This is a genomic window from Chthoniobacterales bacterium (assembly GCA_039930045.1).
In the GTDB taxonomy this organism is placed as follows: Bacteria; Verrucomicrobiota; Verrucomicrobiia; order Chthoniobacterales; family DASVRZ01; genus DASVRZ01.
Genome location: JBDSQB010000009.1, coordinates 128133 through 152088, shown reverse-complemented (window position 1 = coordinate 152088; position 23956 = coordinate 128133). Strand labels below are relative to the sequence as shown.

Here is a 23956-nt window from a genome sequence, read left to right as displayed (position 1 = left end):
AACATCGGCGCCAACATGGGCAGCATAGTGGCCAACGGTGCCGGCTCCACGGGCGTTCTGACGATCAACACAGGAACCGCCACCTTCACCAGCGGCGCCACCGTCGGCACCACGGACGTGCGTTCCTTCATCGCCATCGGGCAAAACAGCACCGCGTCCGGCACCTCGACCGGCACGATCAATCTCAATGGCGGCACCCTGGCGACAGGCCGTAACTTCGTTCGCGATGGGGCTGGCACGGCTGATGCGAGTGGCTCGGCGACCTTCAACTTCGCTGGCGGCACCCTGAAGGCGCTGGCCAATCAGACCGACTGGCTGAACTCCGCCACAATCAACACCAACCAACTGGCGCTCACATCGGTGACGGCAACCAATACCTCCACCATCGATGCCGGCGGCTTCTCCGTCGCCATCAACAGCGCCATCAGCGGCACCGGCGGCTTCAACATTACTAACAGCACAGGCACGGGCACGGTGACCTTCGGCGGCGCGAACACCTACAGCGGCGCGACGACAGTCAGCGCGGGCACTTTCTCCTTAGGCAATGCGCTGGCACTGCAAAACAGTGCATTGGATACGACTGCCAGCATTGCGGGCACCTCGACGGCTGGTCTTAAGACTACGGTGACGACTTTGACGATGGGTGGCCTCACGGGCAACAAAGACCTCGCATCGGTATTTACCACCACCTCTGGCGGCTACTCGGGTGTGACCGCACTGACTCTCAATCCCGGCACCGGGGTAACCAATGCCTACTCCGGCGTGATTGCTGATGGCGCGGCGGGCATGACCCTCACCAAGACAGGGCTTGGCACGCAGACCCTCACCGGCGCGAACACCTACACGGGTGGCACGATTGTTACCACGGGCACGCTGCTGGTGAAGAACACTACGGGTAGTGGAACGGGAACAGGAACAGTGAGTGTATCGGGCACCCTCGGTGGCACCGGTATCATTACGGGCGACACAACCATTAACAGTGGAGGCGTTCTCACAGCAGGTGCTACCACGGCTGCCACGGACATTGGTACCTTGGCTTTCAGTGGTGCATTGACGCTGGCGAGTTTGACATCAACCATCAACCTACAGGCAGCGAGCACCTCTAGTTATGATAAATTTACCGTCGGAGGGGCATTGACCTATAACGGCATATTCAGTGTTTCTGATACAGGTGGATTCGATCTTTCTGGCCAAAACGGGACTTACAATCTCTTTAGTGGTTTTACATCACAAACCGGCGATTTTGCTTCCGTCACCGTGGACGGAATCGGCCTCAGTTTAGTCGGCAGCACTTGGAGCGGTACTAATGCAGGGATCTCCTATTCCTTCAGCGAAACGAGCGGTAGTCTAGACATTACCGCCGTCCCCGAGCCTTCCACTTGGGTGGGCGCGGGACTGATCACCGGTCTGGCTGGCTGGAGCCAGCGCCGCCGATTGCAGAAGCTCGCTCTGCGCGCTTAAGGGCGACGGGAAAAAATTCGTCCAAACACAAAAAACGCCGCGAAGATTCTTCGCGGCGTTTTTGTTGACTACTGGAACCAGTGCGCTCCTTTTCGCTCTTCTAGCCGCGCACGAGCAGGGTCGTGATCAGGCTCGGGATGCCGACGGGGTCGTCCTGCACATAGGCCTGGCCTTGCAGATCCCATTCCTCGGGCTGGCCGTTGGAATTCACCGGAATGTGCAGCGTCGCTGGCGTGGCCAGAAAACGCCCTAACTCGGTCCACGCCGCCGTGCCCGATTTGCGGGCCGCGAAAACTCATCGCGTCGATCTGCCCGCCCGCCTTGCGGAACTTGCAGGTGACCGTGCCCGGCGCATCGCTGCTGGCTCCGAAGATGTCGGCCTGGTAGGTGGCGGCGTCGAAGGCATGGCCGGTGGACTCGATGCGCAGGGTCACACCCTGCACGGCGGCATCGTAGCTCGTGGAAGCCTTGGCCTGTTGCACCCACTTGGCGCGCCGGGCTTCGATGCCACTCTTCACCGCCGCCGGGGTGGCGGGTGCCACCGGGAGCGAGGGCAGCACGGGAGGCGGGGTATTGTCGGCGGCATCGAGGTAGCCGTGGCAATAGCCATTGATGGCCTGGGTGTATTTCTCGTAGGTCTGCGGCAGGGTGCGATACAGGTAAACGCCCCAGGCGGCATCGAGTTGGATGGCACTGGCCTCGGCGGCGGTGAAGCCGAGATCGAGGAGTGCCTGGAGCGAATCCGGTGTGCTGATGTTTCCCACCAAAGGGCGCGCCCTTCGATGGTGGATGGATAATAGGATTTAATCATGGTGTTGTTTGTTTAGTTAATTGACGTCCCGAAGCCGGGGGCCTGTCTCATAAAGGGCAAGTTTTATTTTGAACAATACACAAAGATATGGTTCCAGAGGTCGATGGGCGAGCTGTGGGGTAAAATGCCGGCGTTCCATCGGCAAAGGGAGCGATTCCATTGCCCGCAAGACCGGTCTCTCGGCCATGGCAGCCAGTCCATTTCGGAATGGAATGCGTCTGCTGGCGAAGGAAATGACCGCCGGAGCGAATGGAATGAAAGCCGTCGCGAAGGGAAGCGGCCCGCCGCCAGCGGAGTCGTTCCATTGGCGAAGGGAGGCATTCCCTTCGCGAACGGTCTCGCTCCCTTGGAGAAAGGAATCAGTTTATCGGCGAACGGAATGATTCAATCACGCGATGGAGTCATTTCTCTCGTGATTGGAACCACTTCCCCAGCAAATGGAACCACTTCCAGCCAAAAGAGCGTCGTTTCTTTGATGAATGGAGTTCATTCCTCGGCGAATGGGCCTGATTCTCCGGCCAAGCGAGTCACTTCTTCGAAAAATCCAGTCCAAGGCCACTGCCATTTCCCTTCGCGCCCTGCGCGTGGAGCGATGTCGTCCGACTCCGTTCAGGTCTCAGGTTTGCGCTCCTGCGGTGTCCGTCATTGGGCCGAAAGCGAAATTGATTCCCAGAAAGCCATCTCCAAGGGGAGGGGGCAACTCCTCACGGCTGTTCTCAAGGCCGCTATCTGCGGGCTCACATCCAGCTTCCGCGCTTTCGCTTCTGCGATGAATTGCGGGACGATCTCCACCAGCATTTCGATGTGCACGGCATCGTTGGAGGCTTCGTTCTGCAAACGGTGATTCCACGCGTGCGCCTTGCAAATCAGCAGGCTGATCGGGTCCAAAACCTGGATGCCGGCCACTCGCATGACCCTTCCTGCGGGAAATCCATCTGGTGCATCCAGCAAAGGGAGTCGCTCCAAGACTTCCACATTCGTTCTCCCAGCAGCGGGGAGTTCCACTTGCAGCACGTGCGTTTTCCCCATGCCAGGTGGAATTTTTCGGTGAACCGTGGTCATCGACGCTAAGGGAAAGCCCCTCGCTTTTAACAGCAACCCGAACGACTGGGCGACTGCCCGTGCGCCACGCAGATCGAGGTCTTTGCTGTAAAGAGGGAGATGCGCGACTCCGACGGCAAATCGTTCCGCCCACAAGGCCACCGCCAATCCTCCGACGAGAGCATAAGCCACTTCTCCAGAGGCCGCCTCCCGCAGCACCTCCTCAAAATCCCCCAACGTGACTAATCCCACGGGATCACCTCAAAAGGCGGCTCCACGGGCAGCGGTTGCCACGTCCAATCGGGTCTCACGCGTGTGGGATCCAGCAAAGCGTCGCGTTCCTCCCGGGCCTGCGCCGATTTACCGAAGCGAATGCGCGCCTCGACTTTATCGCGCTGCATCTGCAACCAGCGGGGATCGTCCTCCGTCATTTCGATGATGGGCAGCACGGGCATGAGCCACATTGCCGTAAAAAAACCTGCCTGACAAGCCTGCCAACATGCTTTCAAGTTTCAGCCTTCCTCTCTCTGCCGACTTGATAATCCATCCGGCGTCCCTATGATTTCGCCCATGTTGATTTACCTCCGACTCTTCCTCGCCGCCGCGCTGCTAATGGGGCTCGCCAGTTGCAAGACGCCCGCCCAAAAGGCCGAGCAGGAAAAGAAGGCCGACGAGCTTTCCCGGCAGCGCGATCAGGTGCAGGACGACTCGTTCAAGGCCTTCGTCGGCCGCCTGCGCAAAGCTGTGGCCAATAAAGACATCCGGGTGATGTCCACCATGATGACCGCCGATTTTGGCTACAGTTGGGCACCGGGGAGCGACGGTTACGGCTGCTTTAAATATTGGGACGACAACCAGCTCTGGCCCGAGTTGCAGCGGGTCGTGAACAGCCAGTTTCTGCCCAATGGAAACTTCCTCGTCGCGCCGCCGGAGTTTGCGGCTGATCCGAATTACACCGGCTTCCGCGCGGGCATCAAACGCGAGAAAGGTTCCTATAAATTTGCCTATTTCGTTCCGGCCCAGGAGACGCCGATGGCCGCGCCGCCTGCCCAGGGGAACTAGAGACGGCTCGTGACTTGTTTCAACACAGACAACGACCCGGCGGCGCATGGTTTGCCCCATGGGGAGCCGTTCATTTTCGTGGATCGCGTGCTGGAAACCCGCGACGGCGAATGGGCCCGCTGCGAGATTGCGTTCGGACTCGACCGCGATTTTTTTCGCGGCCATTTTCCGGGGAATCCCATCGTGCCGGGAGTGATTCTCACCGAGGCTTTGGCGCAAGCCGCCGGGATCGCGGCAGGCAGCGGGAGTGCCAGGCGCAGCTTTTTGCTCTCGGCCATTCGCGCGATGAAATTCAAGCGCGCCGTTTTGCCCGGCGAACGGATCGAACTCGAAGCCACCAAACGCGGCGAAATGGCCGGACTGCTCCAATTTGAAACCGTCGCCCGCGTCGGCGAGGAAATCGTCGCCGAAGGCCAGATCATCCTCAGCGAAGCTGGGAAATAGCGGGAGCGCACGCGTCTCGCGTGTACTTTTTGGCGTCTCGCCGAAAAGCAGTCCCGTCGCTTGGCCCAAAATCAGAGACAACTTACATCTCTTCTTGGAGCTGAAGCTGACGAAGCCGCCTGTCGAATTTTGCTTCTCACTGGCAATTTCGGTGCCTTGGTGGTTTCCTTCGCTGCGCTGTCGCGCCAAGTTGTTTGCAGATGTCCCCTTCCAATCCACTCCCTCAAGGTTCTCCAGAATCGAGTTTAACTCCGCCCAAGACTTGGGTTCTGCTGCGTTCGGCGCTCCTCATCCTCGCGATCTGGGCGGGCATCTACCTGCCGACATTGGGAACACTCGAACTCAAGGGCGAGGAGGGGCGCCGCATTTTGCCGGGACAAACCATGCTGCGAAATGGCGACTGGATCGTCCCGCAAGTCGGCGGCGAAACTTATTTGCGCAAGCCGCCGATGATCAACTGGCTGGCGGCGATCAGCTTCAAACTCACCGGCGTCGAAAACGAATGGACCGCCCGTTTGCCGTCGGTGCTCGGGGTTTTGGCGGTCGCGCTGGCTGTCTTTCTGGCAGGCGCGCGCTGGCTGGGGCATCCCGCCGCCTTCGCCGCCGCCGTCTTCACGCTCACGAATCTGGGCATGATCGACAAAGGCCGCATGTTGGAAATCGACGCCCTTTATTCCGCCGCGACGGGAATCGCGATCATCGCCTGGCTGCGCGGCTGGATGCTCGACCGCCCGTGGCGCATGGCGGCTGGCATTGGAATCGCACTCGGCTGCGGCTACCTCTTAAAAGGCCCGGTGCATCTGCTTTTTTTCTATGCGGTGGTCGTCGCCGTGCTTTGGAAAAGCCGTGAACTCTGCAAGCTGCCGCACCCCGCGCATCTCGTTTCCCTGCTCATCGCGACCGGACTCGTCGCGCTCTGGTGGGTGCCCTTCCATGCGCGCACCGGCGGCGCGGGCAGCGCCATGATTCATCAACTCACCGACCGCCTCGACGGCTCCGATTTCGATCTCAGCGGCTGGATACTGAACATCCCGCGCGGCCTCGCCAACCTCCTGCCGTGGTCCCTGTTTCTCCCGTTCGCCTGGGTGCCATTGCGACCGGACTCGCCGGAAAAAATCCGGGCTCTCACTCGCGGGTTGCGCTGGGCGGTCGTTTTCAGCTTCCTCGCCGTGAGCCTCGCGCCCGGTTCGCTGCCTCGCTACACCATGCCGGTCACCGTCCCCTTTGCCCTCCTAATTGCGCTCTTACTCGAATGGGGCACGCTTCCCGAGAGGCTCTGGAAAATCTGGCGCACGGCCACTGGCGGCGGAGTCGGCGGGTTAAAGGTCCTCGCGCAACGCAGCGGATTTCTCTTCGTTTTGCTCATGGCGATCTACTCGCTGGCCATCGTGCCCCAACTCAAAAAGCGTTCCCTCTGGCGTGCGGCGGGCGACAAAATCAACGCCGCCGTGCCCGATGGCGAGACGCTTTACGCGGTCGATCCGGGTTCGCAGCCGATCTTTTTTTACCTGACCGATCCCTATCAATTCGTGGACAAGGCCGATGATCTCCCGCGCGACGCGCATTACATTCTGGCTCGCGGCAAACCCTTGGCCGACGTGCGCAAGCATCATCCCGAGGCGAGGGAACTCGTGACCTACGAAGATCGCGGCGACAAAACGACCATCCTCCTGCAAGTCGATTCAGCCCGGAAGTAGGTTTAGGCACAGAACCACCACTTTCGCTTTCAAAACCTGCTTCGCTCCTCTACATAAGCCTGTGGCCACACTCCGATGACACTCGCCGAACTACCCATTCCGATTGATCGCGAACGCATCGCCGCATTCTGTCGCGAGCGCGGCATCCGGCGGATGAGCCTCTTCGGCTCCGTCGTCCGGCCCGACTTCGATCCGAATCATAGCGACGTGGATGTGCTGGTGGAGTTTCTGCCCGACCGGATTCCAGGATGGGAATTTTTCCACTGGCATGAGGACTTGGAGCCGCTTTTTGGCCGCAAAGTCGATGTCGTTTCTCAATTGGGAAAACATATCAGGCCATTAGTGGAGCCCGAGCTCACACCGATCTATGAGCAATCATGATCCTCGCATTACGCTTAGGCAAATCTTGGAGTTCATCTCTGAGGTAAACACCTTTATGAGTGGGGAGACGCTCGATAGCCTGCTCTCGAACACCATGAGGCTGCGGGCCTTCGAGCGAGTCATGCAATGCATCGGTGAAGCCGTCAAACGACTGCCGATCTCTCTTCGGGAACAATATTCCGCTGTCGATTGGAAGGGTGCCGCCGGACTGCGCGACCGCGTGGCGCATGGTTACGACGGCCTTGATTATGCTATTCTTTGGAAAGCGGCGCAGAAACAACTCCCGGGGCTTGAGCAGACCGCCAGGCAAATGCTGCTGGATTTGAGGCAATAGCCTAACGCTCCAAGAGTTGTCCGCAGGCCGTTTTGAGCAGCGGCACCTTGTTCTGGGCGGCATCCCAGACTACCGAGGCATCCACGGCAAAATAGGAGTGAGCCAAAACATCGCGAAAGCCGGCGATCTGCTTCCAGGGAATCTCCGGATGAGACGCAGTGAGAGATTCAGGCAGGCTTTTCACGGCTTCACCGATGACTTCAAATTGACGGATTACGGCGTCTTGTGTTTTCAAGTCGGCTTCGAAAGAGCCGCTGTCCAGACCCGCGATGTAGCTTTTGATTCGGTCGCAGCTTTCGATGATGTCCAGCTGCGGAGGGAAATGCTACGTGACATCGACGAGTTCCTTTTCGATTTCCTCTAGGAAACGCGGTTTGCAGGCGGAGCGTGACAGCAAATCCACGCGTGCGCCGAGACGATGGGCGAGCCGGTCGCGCAGTCCCATGAATGCCTCGAAGCCGGGCGGGTGGGAAAACTGCACCAAGAAATCCCAGTCGCTGTCGGGTGCAGCGTTTCCGGTGGCTCTCGAACCGAAAAGCCACGCGCGCTGCACGTCGAAAAGAGCCCAGTCGGGTTTCAGCATTTCGAGTTGCTCCTTCAGGCCAGCCATTTCGACATTACTACATAGCGGAATGCGCCGTTCAACCTCTAACTCGCCCCCTTTCCTCACTTCGCCGCTAGCCAGTCTGGGTGCGATGCGCTAGAGTCGCCGCCCTATGTTATCCGCTGGAATCGTCGGTCTTCCCAATGTCGGCAAATCGACTCTTTTTAATGCTGTCACCCGCACCCGCAAGGCGACGGCGGCCAATTACCCGTTTTGCACGATCGACCCGAATGTCGGCATCGTCACCGTGCCTGATTATCGGCTCGAAGTGCTCTCGAAAATCAGCGGTTCGCAGAAGTTGATCCCGGCGGCGATTGAGTTTGTCGATATCGCCGGGCTCGTGAAGGATGCCAGCAAGGGCGAGGGCTTGGGGAATCAGTTTTTGGCCAATATCCGGGAGACCGACGCCATTGTGCAGGTCGTGCGCTGCTTCGAGGACGCCGATATTCATCACGTTTCGGGCACGGTCGATCCGGTGCGCGACATTGAGGTGATTAATACCGAACTCATTTTGGCCGACATGGCGTCGCTCCAGAAACGCGCGGATCGCCAGAAAAAGGCGGCTCGCGTCGGCGACAAAACGGCGCTGGCTGAGATCGCGTTGATCGAGCGATTGATGCCGTATCTGGACTCTGGAAAACCGGCGGTGACCTTCGAGGCGTCGGCGGATGAGAAGAAATTGATCGCGGAATTTTTCCTGCTCAGCGCAAAACCCACGCTCTTCGCCTGCAACGTGGCCGAGGGCGATCTCGCGAGCGTCGTGGCGCTGGTCGATTCGGCCGATGACAACGAAATGGCGCTGCCGAAGGACGTGGTCGAGCTCACGCCCGCCGCGCGTTACGTGCAGGCCGTGCGCGATTACGCCCGCGCCCATTTCGGCACGGAAGCGGTGGTTATCAGCGCCCAGATCGAGAGCGAATTGACCGACCTTTCAGCCGAGGAAGCGACGGAGTTTTTGAAGGATCTCGGCGTGCCGGAAAGCGGCGTCGGGAGTTTGATTCGGGCCGTGTATCATTTGCTCGGGTTGCGGACGTATCTGACGACTGGCGAGAAGGAAACCCGCGCCTGGACGATTCGGATCGGCGACAAAGCACCGGCGGCGGCGGGCGTGATTCATAGCGATTTCGAGCGCGGCTTCATCGCGGCGGAGACCGTCGCGTTTGAGGATTTGGCCCGCCTGGGCAGCATGGCCAAGGCGCGCGAGGCGGGCAAACTTCGCATCGAAGGGAAAGAATACGTGGTGCAAGACGGCGACGTGTTTGACTTCCGTTTCAATGTTTAGTTGAACGCCGGTTGTGGGCGGCGGGAAATTTGATACGTTACAGGCGTGTCACAAAAACGATTTCTACGCGTCATGAAGACGGCATTGTTTGTTTTGGGACTGGCAGTTTCTTCTTTCGCTCATGCGGAGGAGGCGCCGAAAATGATCGTCGAGCCGAGCGCGACAAAGGTGTCCCTGGCCAAGGCAAACCTGATCGTCAGCACGCTGGAGCACGAGAAAGAGGCGTATCTCGGGAGCTACCAGTTGAAGGTGACTCCATTTACTTTCAAGAGCGAAACGGGGAAGCTCTTTTTGCAGGCAAGCGACGAAACGGTGATGCAAATGACCAAGGGCGAGCCAGTGAAATTCACCGGCAAGGCGACGAACGACAAGGGCGACGTGAAAGTGGTCACGGGCCAGACGACCCCCGCAGATACGAGCCATGGAGCGGTGAGTTTTTCGGTGCAAACCGAGAACGGCCCGATGGTTTTTAATACGTCTTACAAGCTGGTCAGGCGCTAATAACGATACGGCGCGGGCAGGGAAAAGGCGTCCGTCACAATGGTGATCGTGGGCTGCGGCTCGTCCATGACGACCTCCACGACATCGAAGCGAAAGGGGACTTCCGGGTCATCCAGCATTCGCAGCCAGGCCAATGCGCCGCGCGCGATGTAAAATTGTTTCCCGTGATCGACCGCCGTGATGGGGCGTCCATATTTCTCCGAGGTGCGGGTTTTGACTTCGATAAAGACGAGTTTCTTTTCCTTCTTGTCGCGGCAAATGATGTCCACCTCGCCGCCGTGCGGGCCGCGAAAGTTGCGATAGAGCACCTTGTAACCGTGACGCCGCAGATGGCGCTCGGCCAGTTTTTCACCCGTCCGTCCGAGTTCCAGATGGTCCGAAGTCGAGCCAGCTTTGGGCGACCGGCGCAAACGAGCGGCGATGAATTGGACAAGGCCCATGCTCGCGCAGTGTGGCGAGATGCTGCGGCGTTGGGTAGCCTTTGTTTTGGGAAAATTCGTAAATCGGATGCCGTTCGTGCCACTCGTGCATCAGCCGGTCACGGGTGACTTTGGCAATAATGCTGGCCGCCGCGATGCTAAAACTCAGCCCGTCGCCCTGCACCAGCGCGGTGTGCGGATAGGGAAACGGCCTCACCGGCAAGCCGTCGATCAGCGCGTGATCCGGTTCCAACTCGGCTGCCGCCCGGCGCATTCCCTCGTGCGTGGCGCGGAGAATGTTCAGCCGGTCAATCTCGGACGGCTCGATGCTCACCACCGACCAAACGATGTCGTCGCGGGTGCTGATCTCGAGGTAAATGGATTCGCGCTGTTTCTCGTTGAGCTGCTTCGAGTCGTTTAACACCCGATGGCGAAACTTTAGCGGCAAAATCACCGCCGCCACCACGACCGGCCCCGCCAAGGGGCCGCGACCCGCCTCGTCGATTCCGGCGATGCGGCTGTGGCCGAGCGCGCGCAGTCGGTTTTCGTGGCGCAGGGAGCAGGGCATGGCTTCAGTCTAATAAAAAAGGCCGGACTGTGAAAGCCCGGCCTTTTTTGAAAGGAGTTACAGTCGAATCAGAACGATTAAGCGGCTGCCTTTTGCTTCACGGTCATGGCCTGCTTGCCCTTGCGTCCGCGGAGATAATTCAGTTTGGCGCGGCGCACATTGCCCTGGCGCTCGACATCGACCTTCGCGATGCGAGGCGAATGAATCGGGAATACGCGCTCGACACCTTCGCCATAAGAAATGCGGCGGACGGTGAACATGGCGTTTAGGCCGCGGCCTTTTTTGCCAATGACGATGCCGGCGAAAATCTGGATGCGCTCCTTGTCACCTTCCACGACGCGGGTGTGGACCTTCACGCTGTCGCCCACGTTGAAGGGAGTAAGGTCGGTCTTGAATTGTTCCTGCTCGATTTTGTCGATAATGATGCTCATAGAAAAAGTCCCCGCTGGTTGAGAGGGGCAGAATAACTACCTGTTTCAAAGCCAAACGCAACCGAAAACTTCGTTCATTCTCCCAGAGAGACGGCGCTTGTCGATTCCGCCGCGTTATTTTAGTTTCGCGCCTTGATCTCGTCCCTCTCCCCCACAGATTTCGCGGTGCTGTATCGGTTTTCCGTGGCTCTGGCCGGGATCAACGAGGAGGCCGAGAGCCTCGTCCACGAGGTGCTGGATGAAAAACTCACCCGCCTCGCCGCCGCTGATTCGCATGAAACTCGCGTGCAACTCCTCCGCGCGCTCTGGGAAACCCGGCCCCTTCCGCGTGGCGACGCTCCGATCAGCAATCTTCCTCCGCAATTTCAGTGGATGAAAACCCGCGACCGCGCCGTGGCCACGCTGCTCGGTTTTGGGGAGTTTTCCCCAGGAGAAATCACCACCATCTGCGGTCCGTCCGAGGGCGATGAGGCGACTTCCATGCCCATGGAGAAAATCGCCGCCGCGCTGGTCTCGATCCCGGTTTCAGCGGAAATGCTCAACCGTTTCGCCGTCACCGTGCAGGAGGCCAGCCCGCCGTTTCGCCTCTTCAGCCCGCTCGGCATTTCCCTGGTTTTTGCCGGGCTCGTGCTCTGCGCCGTCGCGGCCTGGATCTGGAACGACTGGCAGTCGAAGGCCGACGAAGTGCTGGCGCAGAAATTTGTCGATGCCGCGGAAGAGTTGTCCCCGAGTGAAATGCAGGCCGTGGACGTGCCCGTGGGCGAACTCGCCGACGTGCTCTTTCTCAAATACGGGTTGGAAAATTATCCGATCCCGCCTGCATTCGCCTCGGCCTCAGCGTCGGTCCTGGGGGTGAATCAGGTCGATGGACACACCGTGGTCCAGATCGGGCTGAAGGATTCGCACGCGGTGCTGATGCTCTTTCGGGCGGAAGATTTTGGCCTCGAACCCAATGATGACGACTGGCAGATGGCGAATCTCGACGGCTGGGCGCTGGCGCTGCGCTCGCAGAATCAGCAGGGCCACGTCCTCACCCTGCACGGTTCGGAGGCCAAATTGCGCGCCCTGCTGCCGAAATAACAACGCAACTCGACTGGAAAAACCCTGCTGTTGAAGATTCGTCTGCTTGCGCGACACTTACCGTCCTTTCTTTAAAACCATGCATCGTTTTTACATTCCCGCCGCCGATTGGAACCCCGACCAGCTCGTTCTCAGCCCTGAAGAATCGCATCACGCGCTCGACGTTCTCCGTCTCGAAAAGGGCCAGCGCGTAGTCGTCTTCAATGGCAATGGAACTGAAATCACCGCCGAAATCGCCGAGACCAAAAAAAATGGCGTTCGCTTGAAAGCCCAGCAGACAGCCCGCACGCCGAAGCTGAAGGCCGCGATCACGCTCGGGCAAGCCATTCCCAAGGGCAAAAACATGGACCTCATCGTCCAGAAAGCGACCGAACTCGGCGCGGCGGTGATTGCTCCGATTTTGTCCGAGCGCACCGTCGTTCAGATCGACGCGGGCGACTCCGATAAAAAACGCGCCAAATGGCAGGAAGTAGTCATCGAAGCAGCCAAACAATGCGGCCAAAACTGGCTGCCGGAAATCGCCAAACCGCTCTCGCCCAAGGCCTTTTTCGAGCAGGGCACGCGCTACGACCTCATGCTCATCGCCTCGCTTCAGCCCGATGCACGCGGGTTGAAAAACGTCCTCGCCGAAGTCGAAAAAGAAACCGGCAAACCGCCCGCCAGCGTCCTCATTCTCGTGGGACCGGAGGGAGATTTCACCCCCGCCGAGATCGCACTGGCGAAGAGCCACGGCTGCAAGCCGATCACGCTGGGACCCATCGTTTTGCGCACGGAAACGGCTAGCTTGTATTGCCTGAGCGTGCTCGCCCATGAGCTTTTTTAGAGTCGGCCTGATCCTCGGACTGGCCCTTCAGTCGAGTTACAGTCAACTCACGCCGCCGCAGCCGCCGCGCGAAACTCCGCTTGCCGAAATCGCGCCCGACAAAGTCCCGCAGGAGGGCATTTCCGAGAAAGGCCAGGTCGCGCTCGCCATCCTGCCGGAGAAATGGAAAGTCGCTGAGACGCCGAATTTCTACATTCATTTCCGGCGCATGACCGAGGCGCGGAAAGTGGGCCGCGAAGTCGAGTTCAACCTCGCCTTCATCGCCGCGCAACTTGGCACCACTCCGGCTCAATACGCCCGCAAGTCGCATGTTTATGTTTTCGAGGACGCCGGGGAATGGGCCAGTTTTGTGGCGAAAACCCAGATGCCGGAATGGACCAGCAGTTTCGCTTACGGTGACGAACTTTTTCTGAATGTGCGCGGGCAAAACGGCGGTTCCTTTGACTCGCAAACGCTGGCTCACGAGACGACCCATGCCGTGGTCGCGCGCATTTACCGCGAACGCCGCTGGCCGCTCTGGTTGAACGAGGGCGTCGCTGAATACATGGGCAGCGCCGCCGTGGCCGGGCGCAAAAACCAGACCTTGAAGCGCCTCCAGAATCGATTGGAAGTCGCCGATATGCCGCTGGAGGAATTGATTCATCTCGAGGCTTATCCGCAGAATACGAAGGACGTCTCGCGGCTCTACCAGACGAGCGAACGGTTCGTCCGTTTCCTGATGTCGAAAGGCACGAGCCAGCAATTCGTCGGGTTCGCCGATGCTCTGATCGCCGGGCAAACCGTCGAGCAGGCGATCGCGGCGAATTACCACCAGACGTTTCCCGACTTCAAAAAGTTCCAAGCCGACTACGAGAAATATTCCGGCGGAAAACGTTAGCTTTTGTCGAGGGAGACCGAGCGCAGGCGCAGGGCGTTGGTGATCACCGAGACCGAACTCAGACTCATCGCCGCGCCGGCAATCATCGGACTGAGCAGCCAGCCGAAGACGGGGTAAAACACGCCCGCAGCGATGGGGATGCCGAGGGCGTTGTAGAGAAAAGCGAACAGCAGATTCTGCCGGATGTTTTTCATCAGGGCCCTGCTCAAAACCACGGCGCGCACCAAGCCCTGCAAATCGCCGCCAAGCAGGGTGATTCCGGCGCTTTCCATGGCGATGGAGGTGCCCGTGCCCATGGCGATGCCGACATCGGCAGCGGCCAGGGCGGGGGCGTCGTTGATGCCGTCGCCTGCCATCGCCACGCGTTTTCCCGAGCGTTTCCAGGCGGCGATTTGATCGTGTTTTCCAGCGGCGGCGATTTCGGCAATGATTTGATCCAACCCAAGCTGCTGCCCCAGCCAGGCGGCGGTTCGCTGGTTGTCGCCGGTCAGCATCACCACCTCCAGACCGAGGGCGTGCAGACTCGCGATGGCTGCCGGTGTCGTCGCTTTTACGGGGTCGGCAATGGCCAGAAAACCGGCAAACTTGCCATCGACCGCCACGAAAATCGTCGTTTTGCCCTCGGTATTCAGGCTGGCCGCCGCACGTTCGAGTTCCATTGGAATGGAAGTCTCGGCTTGTTTTAGAAACTCCAGTTTGCCCACGGAAACGGCACGTTCACCGACTCGGGCGCGAACGCCTTCCGCCGTGGTCGATTGGAAGTCGGCTGCATTTTCCAGGGCCAGCCCGCGCTCAACGGCGGCCAGCACGACGGCGGCGGCGAGGGGATGCTCGCTGTTTTTTTCAACGGCGGCAGCGAGGGCGAGCAGTTGAGTTTCATCGAAATCTGGGGCGGGCACGACCTGCACCACGCGCGGTTTGCCCTCGGTGAGCGTGCCGGTTTTATCCATCACCACGAGCGTCACCTTTTCCAGCCGCTCCAGCGCCTCGGCATTTTTAACGAGGATGCCCGCCTGCGCGCCGCGCCCGACGCCGACCATGATGCTCATCGGCGTGGCCAGTCCGAGCGCGCACGGGCAGGCGATGATCAGGACCGCGACCGCATTGGCCAGCGCATGAGCGAGGGCTGGTTGCGGGCCGAGTAAGAGCCAGATCAGAAACGTCACCAGCGCGATGCCGGTGACCGCTGGCACAAACCAGCCTGCCACCCGGTCCGCCAGAGCCTGGATCGGAGCGCGGCTGCGTTGCGCATCACCGACCATCCGCACGATCTGGGCGAGCACGGTTTCGTCTCCGACCCGCCGCGCCTCCATCAGAAAACTGCCCGTGCCATTCATCGTGCCGCCGGTGACGGGGTCGCCCGCCGCCTTCGCGACTGGGAGCGGTTCGCCGGTCAGCATGGCCTCATCGACCTGCGACTGCCCTTCGGAAACCACGCCATCGACCGGGATTTTGTCGCCCGGTTTTACTCGCAAAATGTTTCCGGCCCGGACGCTTTCCAGCGGTACAATGCGTTCCTCATTCTTCTCCACGAGACGCGCCGTGGCGGGCGCCAACTCGAGGAGAGCCCGGATCGCGCTCCCGGTGCGACTGCGCGCGCGGAGTTCCAACACCTGGCCGAGCAACACCAGCACCACGATCACCGCCGCCGCCTCGAAGTAGATGCCCACGCCGCCGTCCATTCGCATGGAACTCGGAAACCAGCCCGGCGCGAGCATCGCCGCCACGCTGTAAAGCCAGGCCGAGCCGACGCCGAGCGCGATGAGCGTGAACATATTGAAATGGCCCGTGCGCAGGGAACGCGCGCCGCGCACGAGAAACGGCCAGCCAGCCCAGAGCACCACGGGCGTCGCCAGAATGGCCTGCGTCCAGCGCGAGGCGGAGCCCATCAGCCAATGCGGCGAGCCGGGGAAAATATGCGCCATCGCCAGCAAAAATACTGGCAGCGCCGCCAGTCCGCCGAACCAGAACCGGCGGGTCATGTCGCGCAATTCCGCGTCGTCCTCCGGCTCGGCGGCGGATTGCAACTCCAGCGCCATCCCGCAGATCGGGCACGCGCCGGGCGAATCCTGCACGACTTCGGGATGCATCGGGCAGGTGTAAATTTTCTGAGGTTTCCACGACGGATTGCGTTCCAGAGCCATGCCGCATTTCGGGCAAGCTCCGGGCGAGTCGGATTCGACTCCGGGACACATCGGGCAGAAATATTTCGCGGAAGCGGGCGGGGTCACCGAGTGATCGTGACCGCCGCAGCAGGAGTGTTCGGAGTTCATAAATGGTGGCGGGCTATTGCTTCAGACTGCGATCCAGAAAAAGCTCGATCAGTCGGTCGTCGGCGTCAAAGGCCCATTGCGCCTGGAGCGATTGCTCGAAGGGAAACGTCGGGGAAATCGCGAGCAGCCCGGGGTTCGGATAATCGCCCAGGTCGAGTTGGATCGATTTCACGCCGCGCCGGTCGGAAGCTTCGGCGGAGGGGCCGCTGGCGGGACGCGCGAGCAGCGGCGGCGCGGGGCTGTCCTTCGGCAGGAGTCGCTGCTGGATGAGCGCGAGCACTTCCGCGCTGCGACTGCCGAGAGGGGCGAGTTTCAGTAGCGCCTCGCGAATCTGCGCCCGGCGTTCGGAGACATTGATCTTCACCGCTGGCTCCCCGGAATGCGCCGGGAGGCTGGCTGTGAAAAGAAGGACGCTGAGGAAGACAGGGCGGAGTTTCATTGGGATGAAGCGTGCGGACTGCCATCCTGCCGCGTTTGCTCGGCCAGCGCGAGGAGGACATCGTTTTTGGAAATACTCCCGAGCAGACGCTGCGCGGCCCCGGTTTCCACCACGGGCAGCCGGTCGCCGTCGTGCGAGGCAAACGCATTCAACGCCTCCGACAGACCCGACTCCGGGTGCAATCTCGGAAACGGTTCCACGACCAGATCGTCGGCAATCACGATCTGCGAGAGGTGCGGGTCGTTCAGGTAGTTCTTGATGTCGTGCAGGGAGATCGCCCCGCGAAAGGCCCCGGCCCCATCGAGGACGTAGAGGTAATTGTAACGGCTCCCGAGGAAATGCTGGACGATGTCGCCGAAGGCAGCCGTCTCCGACACACTCGGCACCGTGCGATTCATGAGCGACTCCACCCGGAGCGCATCGAGCTGAAACTGGCCCGCGCCTTTGCGCCGGAGCGACTCGGCATAGATCGACTTCGGCTCGAAGGCCAGGCTGACGTAATGCGCCACCACGCAGGCCAGCATGAGCGGGAGAATGATCTGATAATCCAGCGTCAGCTCGAACAGCATGATGATCGCCATGATCGGCGCGTGGGTCGTTCCAGCGAGCAGCGCGCCCATGCCGACGAGGGTAAACGCATTGGGCACCAGCGGCGCTCCAGGCCAGAAGCTCTGGGCCGCGATGGCAAACAAATAGCCGCCGCCCGCCCCCACGAAGAGCGTGGGCGTAAAGACACCGCCCACCGCCCCCGAGCCGAACGACGTCGCCGTGGCCAGCCATTTGCAGAGGAGGATCGCCAGCAGCGCGGGCCAGAGATAGCCGCCGTGCAGGATGTGATTCACCACGCTGTAGCCATTTCCACAAACCTCGGGATGCCAGATGGCGAGCAGACCGACGGTGAATCCGCCCAAAGCCAGCCGCAGAAACCCGGGGATCGGCACCCGGGCAAACAGCCGTTCGCCACTGCGCAGCGACCAGAGAAAGAGCGGCGCCACGAGACCCGCCAGCAACCCGAGCAGCAGATACAGGAGCATTTCCCAATTCGAGTTTAAGCGCACTGCGGGGATCGCGATCTCGTAAAGCGGATTGCCCCCGAGAAATTGCCGGACCGTGAGCGTCGCGATGACCGATGAAAACACCAGCGGCCCGAAACTTTCCATCGACATTGAGCGCAGGACGATCTCCGAAACGAAGAGCGCCCCGGCGATGGGCGCATTGTAAGCCGAGGCAATGCCCGCCGCCGCCCCGCAGGCCACGAGCAGGCGCAACCGCACCGCCGACATGGAGCGCAACCGCCCCACCAGCGAGCCCGACATGGCCGCGAGTTGCACAATTGGCCCCTCGCGTCCGATCGAAGCCCCGCTGGCGATGGAAAGCAGCGCCGAGAGACATTTCACCAGGCTCTGCCGAAACGACAGCACGCCGTCTCCGAGCACGATGGCCTCCATGTAATCCGCACTCGTCTTGCCCGCCTTCAGCCGCGTGCCGAAGTAGAGCGCCAGCCCCGCGAGGAGGCCCCCGAGCGCGGGCACCAGCAGCCGCTGCCACCAGATAAGATGCGCAAACGTCTCCACATAGCCGCCGTCGCTGCGGGTAAAGAGCCAATGCACCACCTGCGTGAGCTGACGAAACCCCACCGAGAGCACCGCCCCCAGAAAGCCAATGATCCCCGCCCAGAAGAGGTTGACCTGCAACTCATTCGGCCGCACCAGCTCGGAAAACCAAGCCCAGAGCTTGAGCCGCCGCAGATCACCCGCCTGAGCCGGAGGGATTTCAGAGACATTCACCCCGGCACGATGGCCGAGATTCGCCTGGGGGCAACTGCTTTGCCTAAAAGCTTCGCCGCACCTGCCCTCTGGAGCGACAGGCGGACGCGGACTCCAATGCGACGGCACCTCGTTCCCAAACTCCAGTTTGGGAACGCACCTGTCTGGGAAACTCTGTTTCCTTCAGCCGAAGTCTCCAGACGAAACAAAGTTTCGCGGACACTGGCATTCCCAAACAGGAGTTTGGGAACGAGGGGAGGCAGAGTTTCATCCAAATGTAATTTGACGCCACCCTCCCCCGTCTGTATGCGTGGCTCATGTCGTGGCGCGCGCATCCTGTTTCCCAGAGAATCCTGGGTGGCATCGTGGCGCTCCATCTGCTGGCGGCGCTGCTGCTAGCTGCGAGTCCGCAGTGGCATGAGCGGTTGCATCACCACCACGACGAGGCTCGTGGTGAGAAATCACAGAGCTGTCTGGTGGACACGATGCTCGCCGGAGGATTGGAAACCACGGGAGTTCCCCTCTGGCAGCCGCCCGTGGCGATGGTGGGTGTGGCAGAGCCGGTGGTGGCTTTGCCGGTGGTCTGTGGCGGAGTGTGGCAGTTGCTGCCGGGGCGCGCGCCGCCCTCGATTTCCTGAGTGATCGACCGACCCCCGCCTGCTCTGGCGCGGGTGGTCTTTAGCCAATCGCAGCCGGTTTTTTCGCCCATCTTGAGGCGTCGGACGGGTGCGGCGGTTCACGATCCCACACTGCCGGGGCCATTCACACTCCGCGCGGGCTCTCGCCTGCCGCCAAACCACGGGCCCATGCGCCCAGCACTACTCAGGAAAATTATGTTATCTCTACTCACTTCACGCACGCTTCGCCATGCCCTCGCGCTGGCTTTCTTCATCCCGTCCATCGTTCACTCGCAGGAGACTCCTGCGACTTTGAGCGAAATGGAAGTCACCAGCCAGCTCGATGCCGCCCGCAACGACATCGATGCCAGTCTCGGTGCCACCACCTACCAGATCAGTCGCACCCGGCTGGACACTCAATCCCAAGGGGAGGATGCTCCCTTTAACCAAACCATCCTGCGGCTGCCCGGTGTGGCGCAGGATTCCTACGGCCAGCTCCATCTCCGGGGCGAGCATGCGAATCTGCAATACCGCATCGATGGCGTGCTGTTGCCCGAGGGCATCAGCGGCTTCGGGCAGGAGCTGGACACGCGTTTTGTGGACAGTCTGGCCCTGATTACAGGAGCGCTCCCGGCGCAATTTGGCTATCGCACGGCGGGCGTCATCTCCATCACGACGAAGAGCGGGGCCGCGCTCAGTGGCGGGTCGTTGTCGCTCTATGGGGGAAGTCACGAGACGGTGCAGCCGAGCCTGTCGCTGGGTGGAAAAACCGGGGCGCTGGAGTATTTCTTCACCGGCAGCTTGTTGCACAACGATCTCGGCATCGAGAATCCCACGGGCAGCACGCGGGCCATCCACGACGACACCGACCAGGGGAAGGCTTTCGGTTATCTCTCCTACGTGATCGATCCGGAGAGTCGGCTGAGCCTGCTGCTGAGTGCATCGGACGCGCATTTCCAGATTCCGAATAATCCGGGGCAATCGCCCGCCTTCGCGCTGGATGGAGTCAGTCATTTCGACTCCGCGCGGCTGGATGAAAACCAGCGGGAAAAAAACGATTACGCCATCCTCAGCTACCAGAAAACGTCGGGTCGGCTCGACTATCAGCTCTCGCTCTTTACCCGATACAGCGGGGTCGCTTTCTCGCCGGATGTGGCGGGGGATTTGATCTTCAATGGCGTGGCGAGCAGGGTGGATCGGTCGATTTTTTCAAACGGGTTGCAGTGGGATGGAAATTTCACGTTGAACGACCAGCACACCCTGCGTGGTGGATTCATTTACACGGCTGAGACGGCCCGTTTCCGCACGACGACCTCCGTTTTCCCCGTGGATGCGGTGGGCAACCAAAGCGGAACGACGCCGATCGCCATCGCGGATAACGGCCACAAAAACGGCTTCCTCTACGGCATTTATCTGCAAGACGAATGGCATCCGCTAAACCATCTAACGATCAATGCCGGGGGCCGCTTCGACGTGGTGAATGCCTACACGAATGAAAACCAACTCAGCCCGCGCCTGAACTTTGTCTATGAGGCGACGCCGGAGACGACGTTGCACCTCGGCTATGCCCGCTACTTCACACCGCCGCCGCTGGAGCTGGTGCAATCGGGCAGCATCGCGAAGTTTGCCGGGACCAGCAATGCCTCGGAGATCCAGACCAGCACGCCGGTGAGCTCCGAGCGGGCGGATTACTTCGATGCCGGGGTGACGCAGAAACTCGCGCCGGGGCTGCAAGTCGGGCTCGATGGCTATTACAAACACGCCCACAGCCAGCTCGACGAGGGGCAGTTTGGCTCGGCGTTGATCTTCTCGCCGTTTAACTATCGCGAGGGCGAAATCTATGGTGCCGAGCTAACGGCGAACTACGAGCAGGGAAATCTCTCCGCCTACGCCAATCTCGCCTGGGGCCGGGCCACCGGGAAAACGATCACGTCGGGTCAATTTCAATTTGGCCCGGATGAAATCGATTACATTAGCCAGCACTCGGTGTTTCTCGATCACGACCAGCGCGTCACCGCCTCGTGCGGAGCGTCCTATCTCTGGCGCGAAACGCGGTTCTCGGCGGATTTCCTTTACGGCAGTGGACTGCGGAGTGGCTTTGCCAATTCGGACAACTTGTCCGCCAACGCTACTGTCAATCTCGGCATCGAGCATACCTGGAAACTGGGTGGCAAAAACACCATCAAAGCCCGCCTCGATGTGGTAAACCTGCTCGATGAGAGCTACGAGCTGCGCGACGGCTCGGGCATCGGCGTAGGCGCTCCGCAGTTTGGCCCGCGCAGGGGATTCTTCGGCGGCATCACCTGGGAATTCTAAGTGGACCGGGGCAAACAAGTCCCACCCTCTAAAAACCGATCTCCAGGGTCCTTCCCAAGCTCTCCGCCGCGACTCCAGAGCGCTCCAACGGAGTTCCATCGCACTCTGGAGCCGCACCGGAGTCCTCTGGAGCGACGGCGGAGGACTGCAATGCGACGGCAGAGCCCTCTAGAGCCACGGTGGAGCGCTCTGGAACAACGGCGGAGCGCTCTGGAGCGACACCAGAGCGCTCTGGCACGAAACCGGAGCCAGCCCAAACAACGAAAAAATCATCACTGGCAAAAAAATAACTTGGATTGTTCATCGAACGATTCCATTCTTGGCCATGCCCAAGCAATCCTACATGCCCACCAACGCCGAAGGAATCGGAGCCATGCTGCTCGCCTTCGACACCAACATCAATGCCAACGGCGGCTTGCTCGCCCTGAAATACGGCCTCAGCGCGGCGGATATTCTGCGCATCACCCAAGCGCTGCTCGTCTGGAGTTGGTTCCAGAAAGCCCTCAGCTCCGCACGCGACTGGGCGCAAAGCCTCACCACCACGCGCGATACCATGACCACGAGCAACCCCGGCGTCGCCGTGGCTCTGCCCGGTGGACCCATCCTGCCCGCCGTGCCGCTTCTGCCCCCGATCCCACCGGGCACCGAGGCGATGCTGGAGCCGGGCTTCTTCACCTTCTTCAGCAGCATGGTCTCCCGCATAAAGACAGCGACGAACTACGATCCCGCCGACGGCATTCTCCTCGGCATCGAGGGCGCGGAGATTCCCGCGCCCCAGCCAGCCACCACGATCCCGGTCCTCACGGGCGATCTGTTCACCAGCGGCCATCCTGAGCTGACCTGCGTAAAGGGCCCGTTCCAGGGCTACGATGTTTACCTCACCCGCCCCGGCCAGCCGAAACGCCTCATCGGTGTCTCCCTCAGCCGCCGCTACAACGTCACCGAGCCGCTGCCCGCTCCCGGCACCGCCGAAGTCTGGACCTTCGAGGTGCAATACCGCTACCAGGGCCAGCCCTTTGGCCAAATGTCGCAGCCGCTGGCCTTGACCGTCCGCGGCTAGAGTCGAGTCCCATGCCTATCGCCAAGGGGAGGGTGCCAGCCGGTGCCCTCCCTTTTTCTTTGGCCCCGCGAAGATGCGGGGAAAGCCGGGGGAGCTAGACGACGTGGGCTGGGGCCAGGTGACAGACGATGCCCTCGTCGCCGTGCTCGATCTGGAGGGTGGCGTGGCCGATGTCGAAGTGTTCGTGCAACTCGTGGCAGAGGTCGTGCAGAAATCGGTCGCCCGCAGGCGGCTCGGGCATGACGAAGTGTGCAGTGAGCGCGGTCTCGGTGGTGCTCATTCCCCAGATGTGCAGATCGTGAATGGACCGAACGCCGGGCAGCGCGACGAGATAAGCCTCCACGGCGTGCGGGTCGATGCCGGGCGGAACGGCGTCCATGGCGAGATTGGCCGAGTCGCGCAACAATCCCCAAGTGCCCCAGACGATGACGACGACGATGAGGAGGCTGACGGCCGGATCGAGCCAGAGCCAGCCGGTGGCGTGGATGGCAAACCCGATGAGCACGACGGCGAGCGACACTCCGGCGTCGGCGGCCATGTGCAGAAAGGCGCCCCGGATATTGAGGTCGTTCTTCCGCCCGGCCATGAAGAGGAGGGCGGTGGCGGTGTTGATGACGACGCCCACGGCAGCGACCCACATGACGGTGTGGCCGGCGACGGCTTCGGGGTGGAAGAAGCGCCCGATGGCTTCCCAAGCGATGCCGCCGACGGCGATGAGGAGCACGATGGCGTTGGTCAAAGCAGCCAGAATGGAGGAACGGCGCAGGCCGTAGGTGCGGTGTTTCGTGGGCAGGGATTGGCTAATGTGGATGGCGCCCCAGGCGATGAGCAGGCCAAAGACGTCGCTCAGGTTGTGCCCGGCGTCGGAGAGGAGGGCGAGCGAGTGGGCGGACAGGCCATAGACGACTTCGGCGATGACGAAGCCGAGGTTGAGGGTGACGCCGATGGCGAAGGCTTTGTTGTTACTCGGTGGTGTGTGCGAATGGCCGTGGCCATCGTGGTCGTGGGTGTGTGGCATAAACTGAAGAAGGGGCGGGAGGGTGAGCGAGGCAAGATTTATCGAGGTTGCCGGATTCCGAGGTCGGATAAAACGAACGGCAGCGGGGAAGTTTTCCCGTTCATGGGACTTGCATCGCACGGCAAACGCCGCCACGCTCTCGCACCCCAATATGGAATTACTCGTAGCCACCCTCTGTGATACTGCCTCGGAAAACCAAGGCAAACTAAACGTCATCGGCGCATTCGACGCCATCATCGCCCAAAGTTTCCCCGCGAATTTCAGCTTCATGCTGGCGCTGCGGTTCAGCTTCACGGCCAAAGACCACGGCAGCCATGCCTTTTACATCCAACTCGTGGACGATTCGGGCGAGCCCGACAAGTCGGCTCCCAATGAGTCGAAGATGGATGTGAACATGCCCCCCGGCACCGCTGGATTTTCGACTCAGAACATGATCACGCCGCTCCAGGGCACCATCGCCAAGGCGGGCACGTATCATTTCGACGTGCATTTTGAGAAGAAAATCCTGGCCCACATCCCGCTGCGAGTCATCGCCCAGAGCGACATCGCCGCCCCGGCTGCTGCTCCGGCGGCCTAACCCAAACCCAACTTCCGCGCCGCCAGTCCACTGGCGGCGTTGTTGTTTACGGACGGAAAATAGGTTGAACATTT

At 60.7% G+C, this 23956-nt stretch carries 27 protein-coding genes; 15 read left to right on the top strand and 12 right to left on the bottom strand.

What is annotated here, in order from left to right; genetic code table 11:
* Positions 1-1461: autotransporter-associated beta strand repeat-containing protein (locus ABIT76_07835; protein MEO7933053.1), on the top strand; the 1461-nt coding region annotated here is incomplete at its 5' end.
* A gap of 68 nt (positions 1462-1529) precedes the next feature.
* On the opposite strand, the gene ABIT76_07830 is transcribed toward ABIT76_07835, so the two are convergent.
* From ABIT76_07830 to ABIT76_07820, 3 genes are all read right to left on the bottom strand, one after another.
* Complete coding sequence (locus ABIT76_07830) at positions 1530-2225, bottom strand: hypothetical protein (protein MEO7933052.1); 696 nt, start codon at positions 2223-2225, stop codon at positions 1530-1532.
* Between the two features lie 689 nt (positions 2226-2914).
* Positions 2915-3565: a hypothetical protein gene (locus tag ABIT76_07825; protein ID MEO7933051.1), complete on the bottom strand. Its 651-nt coding sequence runs from the start codon at positions 3563-3565 to the stop codon at positions 2915-2917.
* Complete coding sequence (locus ABIT76_07820; protein ID MEO7933050.1) at positions 3556-3777, bottom strand: hypothetical protein; 222 nt, start codon at positions 3775-3777, stop codon at positions 3556-3558. Before ABIT76_07820 ends, ABIT76_07825 begins: the two co-directional genes overlap by 10 nt.
* 106 nt (positions 3778-3883) lie before the next feature.
* On the opposite strand from ABIT76_07820, the gene ABIT76_07815 reads away from it, so the two are divergent.
* The 5 genes from ABIT76_07815 to ABIT76_07795 all read left to right on the top strand — a co-directional run bounded on the left by ABIT76_07815 (position 3884) and on the right by ABIT76_07795 (position 7231).
* The gene (locus ABIT76_07815) at positions 3884-4375 is read left to right on the top strand and encodes a hypothetical protein (GenBank protein ID MEO7933049.1); all 492 of its coding nucleotides are present in this window, start codon (positions 3884-3886) and stop codon (positions 4373-4375) included.
* A gap of 9 nt (positions 4376-4384) precedes the next feature.
* Entirely contained in the window at positions 4385-4819 is a 435-nt protein-coding gene (locus ABIT76_07810) for a hypothetical protein (protein MEO7933048.1), read from the top strand.
* 200 nt (positions 4820-5019) lie between these two features.
* Entirely contained in the window at positions 5020-6516 is a 1497-nt protein-coding gene (locus ABIT76_07805) for a glycosyltransferase family 39 protein (GenBank protein ID MEO7933047.1), read from the top strand.
* A gap of 75 nt (positions 6517-6591) precedes the next feature.
* Entirely contained in the window at positions 6592-6897 is a 306-nt protein-coding gene (locus tag ABIT76_07800; protein MEO7933046.1) for a nucleotidyltransferase domain-containing protein, read from the top strand.
* Between the two features lie 25 nt (positions 6898-6922).
* A complete protein-coding gene (locus ABIT76_07795) occupies positions 6923-7231 on the top strand; it encodes a HepT-like ribonuclease domain-containing protein (GenBank protein ID MEO7933045.1) in 309 nt (102 codons plus the stop codon).
* Position 7232: 1 nt separating this feature from the next.
* Here the strand turns inward: ABIT76_07795 and ABIT76_07790 are convergent, their stop codons facing one another.
* Positions 7233-7532, bottom strand: coding sequence for a DUF86 domain-containing protein (locus tag ABIT76_07790; GenBank protein MEO7933044.1), 300 nt, complete (start codon positions 7530-7532; stop codon positions 7233-7235).
* 24 nt (positions 7533-7556) lie between these two features.
* Positions 7557-7841: a nucleotidyltransferase family protein gene (locus ABIT76_07785; protein MEO7933043.1), complete on the bottom strand. Its 285-nt coding sequence runs from the start codon at positions 7839-7841 to the stop codon at positions 7557-7559.
* 106 nt (positions 7842-7947) lie between these two features.
* On the opposite strand from ABIT76_07785, the gene ychF reads away from it, so the two are divergent.
* The gene (ychF, locus tag ABIT76_07780; protein MEO7933042.1) at positions 7948-9117 is read left to right on the top strand and encodes a redox-regulated ATPase YchF; all 1170 of its coding nucleotides are present in this window, start codon (positions 7948-7950) and stop codon (positions 9115-9117) included.
* 45 nt (positions 9118-9162) lie between these two features.
* A complete protein-coding gene (locus tag ABIT76_07775; GenBank protein MEO7933041.1) occupies positions 9163-9618 on the top strand; it encodes a hypothetical protein in 456 nt (151 codons plus the stop codon).
* On the opposite strand, the gene ABIT76_07770 is transcribed toward ABIT76_07775, so the two are convergent.
* From ABIT76_07770 to rplS, 3 genes are all read right to left on the bottom strand, one after another.
* Entirely contained in the window at positions 9615-10028 is a 414-nt protein-coding gene (locus ABIT76_07770) for a YraN family protein (GenBank protein MEO7933040.1), read from the bottom strand. The two genes, ABIT76_07775 and ABIT76_07770, sit on opposite strands and share 4 nt — an antisense overlap.
* Entirely contained in the window at positions 9967-10605 is a 639-nt protein-coding gene (locus ABIT76_07765) for a ribonuclease HII (protein ID MEO7933039.1), read from the bottom strand. The genes ABIT76_07770 and ABIT76_07765 overlap by 62 nt, the downstream gene beginning before the upstream one ends.
* A 77-nt stretch (positions 10606-10682) precedes the next feature.
* Positions 10683-11036 carry a 50S ribosomal protein L19 gene (gene rplS, locus ABIT76_07760; protein ID MEO7933038.1) on the bottom strand — a complete coding sequence of 118 codons (354 nt, stop codon included), beginning with the start codon at positions 11034-11036 and terminating at the stop codon, positions 10683-10685.
* 132 nt (positions 11037-11168) lie between these two features.
* On the opposite strand from rplS, the gene ABIT76_07755 reads away from it, so the two are divergent.
* The 3 genes from ABIT76_07755 to ABIT76_07745 all read left to right on the top strand — a co-directional run bounded on the left by ABIT76_07755 (position 11169) and on the right by ABIT76_07745 (position 13816).
* Positions 11169-12116 (top strand): hypothetical protein, encoded by a 948-nt coding sequence (locus tag ABIT76_07755; protein ID MEO7933037.1) that lies wholly within the window; start codon positions 11169-11171, stop codon positions 12114-12116.
* 79 nt (positions 12117-12195) lie between these two features.
* Complete coding sequence (locus tag ABIT76_07750; protein ID MEO7933036.1) at positions 12196-12939, top strand: 16S rRNA (uracil(1498)-N(3))-methyltransferase; 744 nt, start codon at positions 12196-12198, stop codon at positions 12937-12939.
* On the top strand, positions 12926-13816 hold the full coding sequence (locus ABIT76_07745; protein ID MEO7933035.1) for a hypothetical protein: 891 nt from the start codon (positions 12926-12928) through the stop codon (positions 13814-13816). Before ABIT76_07750 ends, ABIT76_07745 begins: the two co-directional genes overlap by 14 nt.
* Here ABIT76_07745 and ABIT76_07740 read toward each other — a convergent pair.
* Genes ABIT76_07740 through ABIT76_07730 form a run of 3 tightly spaced genes read right to left on the bottom strand, consistent with a single transcriptional unit; the run spans position 13813 to position 18315 of the window.
* Positions 13813-16089 carry a copper-translocating P-type ATPase gene (locus ABIT76_07740; protein ID MEO7933034.1) on the bottom strand — a complete coding sequence of 759 codons (2277 nt, stop codon included), beginning with the start codon at positions 16087-16089 and terminating at the stop codon, positions 13813-13815. The two genes, ABIT76_07745 and ABIT76_07740, sit on opposite strands and share 4 nt — an antisense overlap.
* A gap of 13 nt (positions 16090-16102) precedes the next feature.
* Entirely contained in the window at positions 16103-16528 is a 426-nt protein-coding gene (locus ABIT76_07735; GenBank protein ID MEO7933033.1) for a hypothetical protein, read from the bottom strand.
* Complete coding sequence (locus ABIT76_07730; protein ID MEO7933032.1) at positions 16525-18315, bottom strand: ClcB-like voltage-gated chloride channel protein; 1791 nt, start codon at positions 18313-18315, stop codon at positions 16525-16527. Before ABIT76_07730 ends, ABIT76_07735 begins: the two co-directional genes overlap by 4 nt.
* Before the next feature lie 296 nt (positions 18316-18611).
* Between ABIT76_07730 and ABIT76_07725 the strand changes: the two genes are divergently transcribed.
* From ABIT76_07725 to ABIT76_07715, 3 genes are all read left to right on the top strand, one after another.
* Positions 18612-18932 carry a hypothetical protein gene (locus ABIT76_07725; protein MEO7933031.1) on the top strand — a complete coding sequence of 107 codons (321 nt, stop codon included), beginning with the start codon at positions 18612-18614 and terminating at the stop codon, positions 18930-18932.
* A gap of 195 nt (positions 18933-19127) precedes the next feature.
* On the top strand, positions 19128-21227 hold the full coding sequence (locus ABIT76_07720) for a TonB-dependent receptor (protein MEO7933030.1): 2100 nt from the start codon (positions 19128-19130) through the stop codon (positions 21225-21227).
* A gap of 325 nt (positions 21228-21552) precedes the next feature.
* On the top strand, positions 21553-22287 hold the full coding sequence (locus ABIT76_07715) for a hypothetical protein (GenBank protein MEO7933029.1): 735 nt from the start codon (positions 21553-21555) through the stop codon (positions 22285-22287).
* Positions 22288-22381: 94 nt separating this feature from the next.
* On the opposite strand, the gene ABIT76_07710 is transcribed toward ABIT76_07715, so the two are convergent.
* The gene (locus ABIT76_07710) at positions 22382-23305 is read right to left on the bottom strand and encodes a cation diffusion facilitator family transporter (GenBank protein MEO7933028.1); all 924 of its coding nucleotides are present in this window, start codon (positions 23303-23305) and stop codon (positions 22382-22384) included.
* 151 nt (positions 23306-23456) lie between these two features.
* Between ABIT76_07710 and ABIT76_07705 the strand changes: the two genes are divergently transcribed.
* Positions 23457-23882: a hypothetical protein gene (locus tag ABIT76_07705; GenBank protein MEO7933027.1), complete on the top strand. Its 426-nt coding sequence runs from the start codon at positions 23457-23459 to the stop codon at positions 23880-23882.
* Positions 23883-23956 lie beyond the last annotated feature (74 nt).

Bases quoted from the DNA above. Each gene is read 5' to 3' on its own strand.
- ABIT76_07820 (MEO7933050.1), bottom strand. From the start codon at position 3,777: ATGTGGCTCATGCCCGTGCTGCCCATCATCGAAATGACGGAGGACGAT.
- ABIT76_07815 (MEO7933049.1), top strand. From the start codon at position 3,884: ATGTTGATTTACCTCCGACTCTTCCTCGCCGCCGCGCTGCTAATGGGG.
- ABIT76_07805 (MEO7933047.1), top strand. From the start codon at position 5,020: ATGTCCCCTTCCAATCCACTCCCTCAAGGTTCTCCAGAATCGAGTTTA.
- ABIT76_07800 (MEO7933046.1), top strand. From the start codon at position 6,592: ATGACACTCGCCGAACTACCCATTCCGATTGATCGCGAACGCATCGCC.
- ABIT76_07785 (MEO7933043.1), bottom strand. From the start codon at position 7,841: ATGGCTGGCCTGAAGGAGCAACTCGAAATGCTGAAACCCGACTGGGCT.
- ychF (MEO7933042.1), top strand. From the start codon at position 7,948: ATGTTATCCGCTGGAATCGTCGGTCTTCCCAATGTCGGCAAATCGACT.
- ABIT76_07765 (MEO7933039.1), bottom strand. From the start codon at position 10,605: ATGCCCTGCTCCCTGCGCCACGAAAACCGACTGCGCGCGCTCGGCCAC.
- rplS (MEO7933038.1), bottom strand. From the start codon at position 11,036: ATGAGCATCATTATCGACAAAATCGAGCAGGAACAATTCAAGACCGAC.
- ABIT76_07750 (MEO7933036.1), top strand. From the start codon at position 12,196: ATGCATCGTTTTTACATTCCCGCCGCCGATTGGAACCCCGACCAGCTC.
- ABIT76_07745 (MEO7933035.1), top strand. From the start codon at position 12,926: ATGAGCTTTTTTAGAGTCGGCCTGATCCTCGGACTGGCCCTTCAGTCG.
- ABIT76_07740 (MEO7933034.1), bottom strand. From the start codon at position 16,089: ATGAACTCCGAACACTCCTGCTGCGGCGGTCACGATCACTCGGTGACC.
- ABIT76_07735 (MEO7933033.1), bottom strand. From the start codon at position 16,528: ATGAAACTCCGCCCTGTCTTCCTCAGCGTCCTTCTTTTCACAGCCAGC.
- ABIT76_07725 (MEO7933031.1), top strand. From the start codon at position 18,612: ATGTCGTGGCGCGCGCATCCTGTTTCCCAGAGAATCCTGGGTGGCATC.
- ABIT76_07720 (MEO7933030.1), top strand. From the start codon at position 19,128: ATGTTATCTCTACTCACTTCACGCACGCTTCGCCATGCCCTCGCGCTG.
- ABIT76_07715 (MEO7933029.1), top strand. From the start codon at position 21,553: ATGCCCAAGCAATCCTACATGCCCACCAACGCCGAAGGAATCGGAGCC.
- ABIT76_07710 (MEO7933028.1), bottom strand. From the start codon at position 23,305: ATGCCACACACCCACGACCACGATGGCCACGGCCATTCGCACACACCA.
- ABIT76_07705 (MEO7933027.1), top strand. From the start codon at position 23,457: ATGGAATTACTCGTAGCCACCCTCTGTGATACTGCCTCGGAAAACCAA.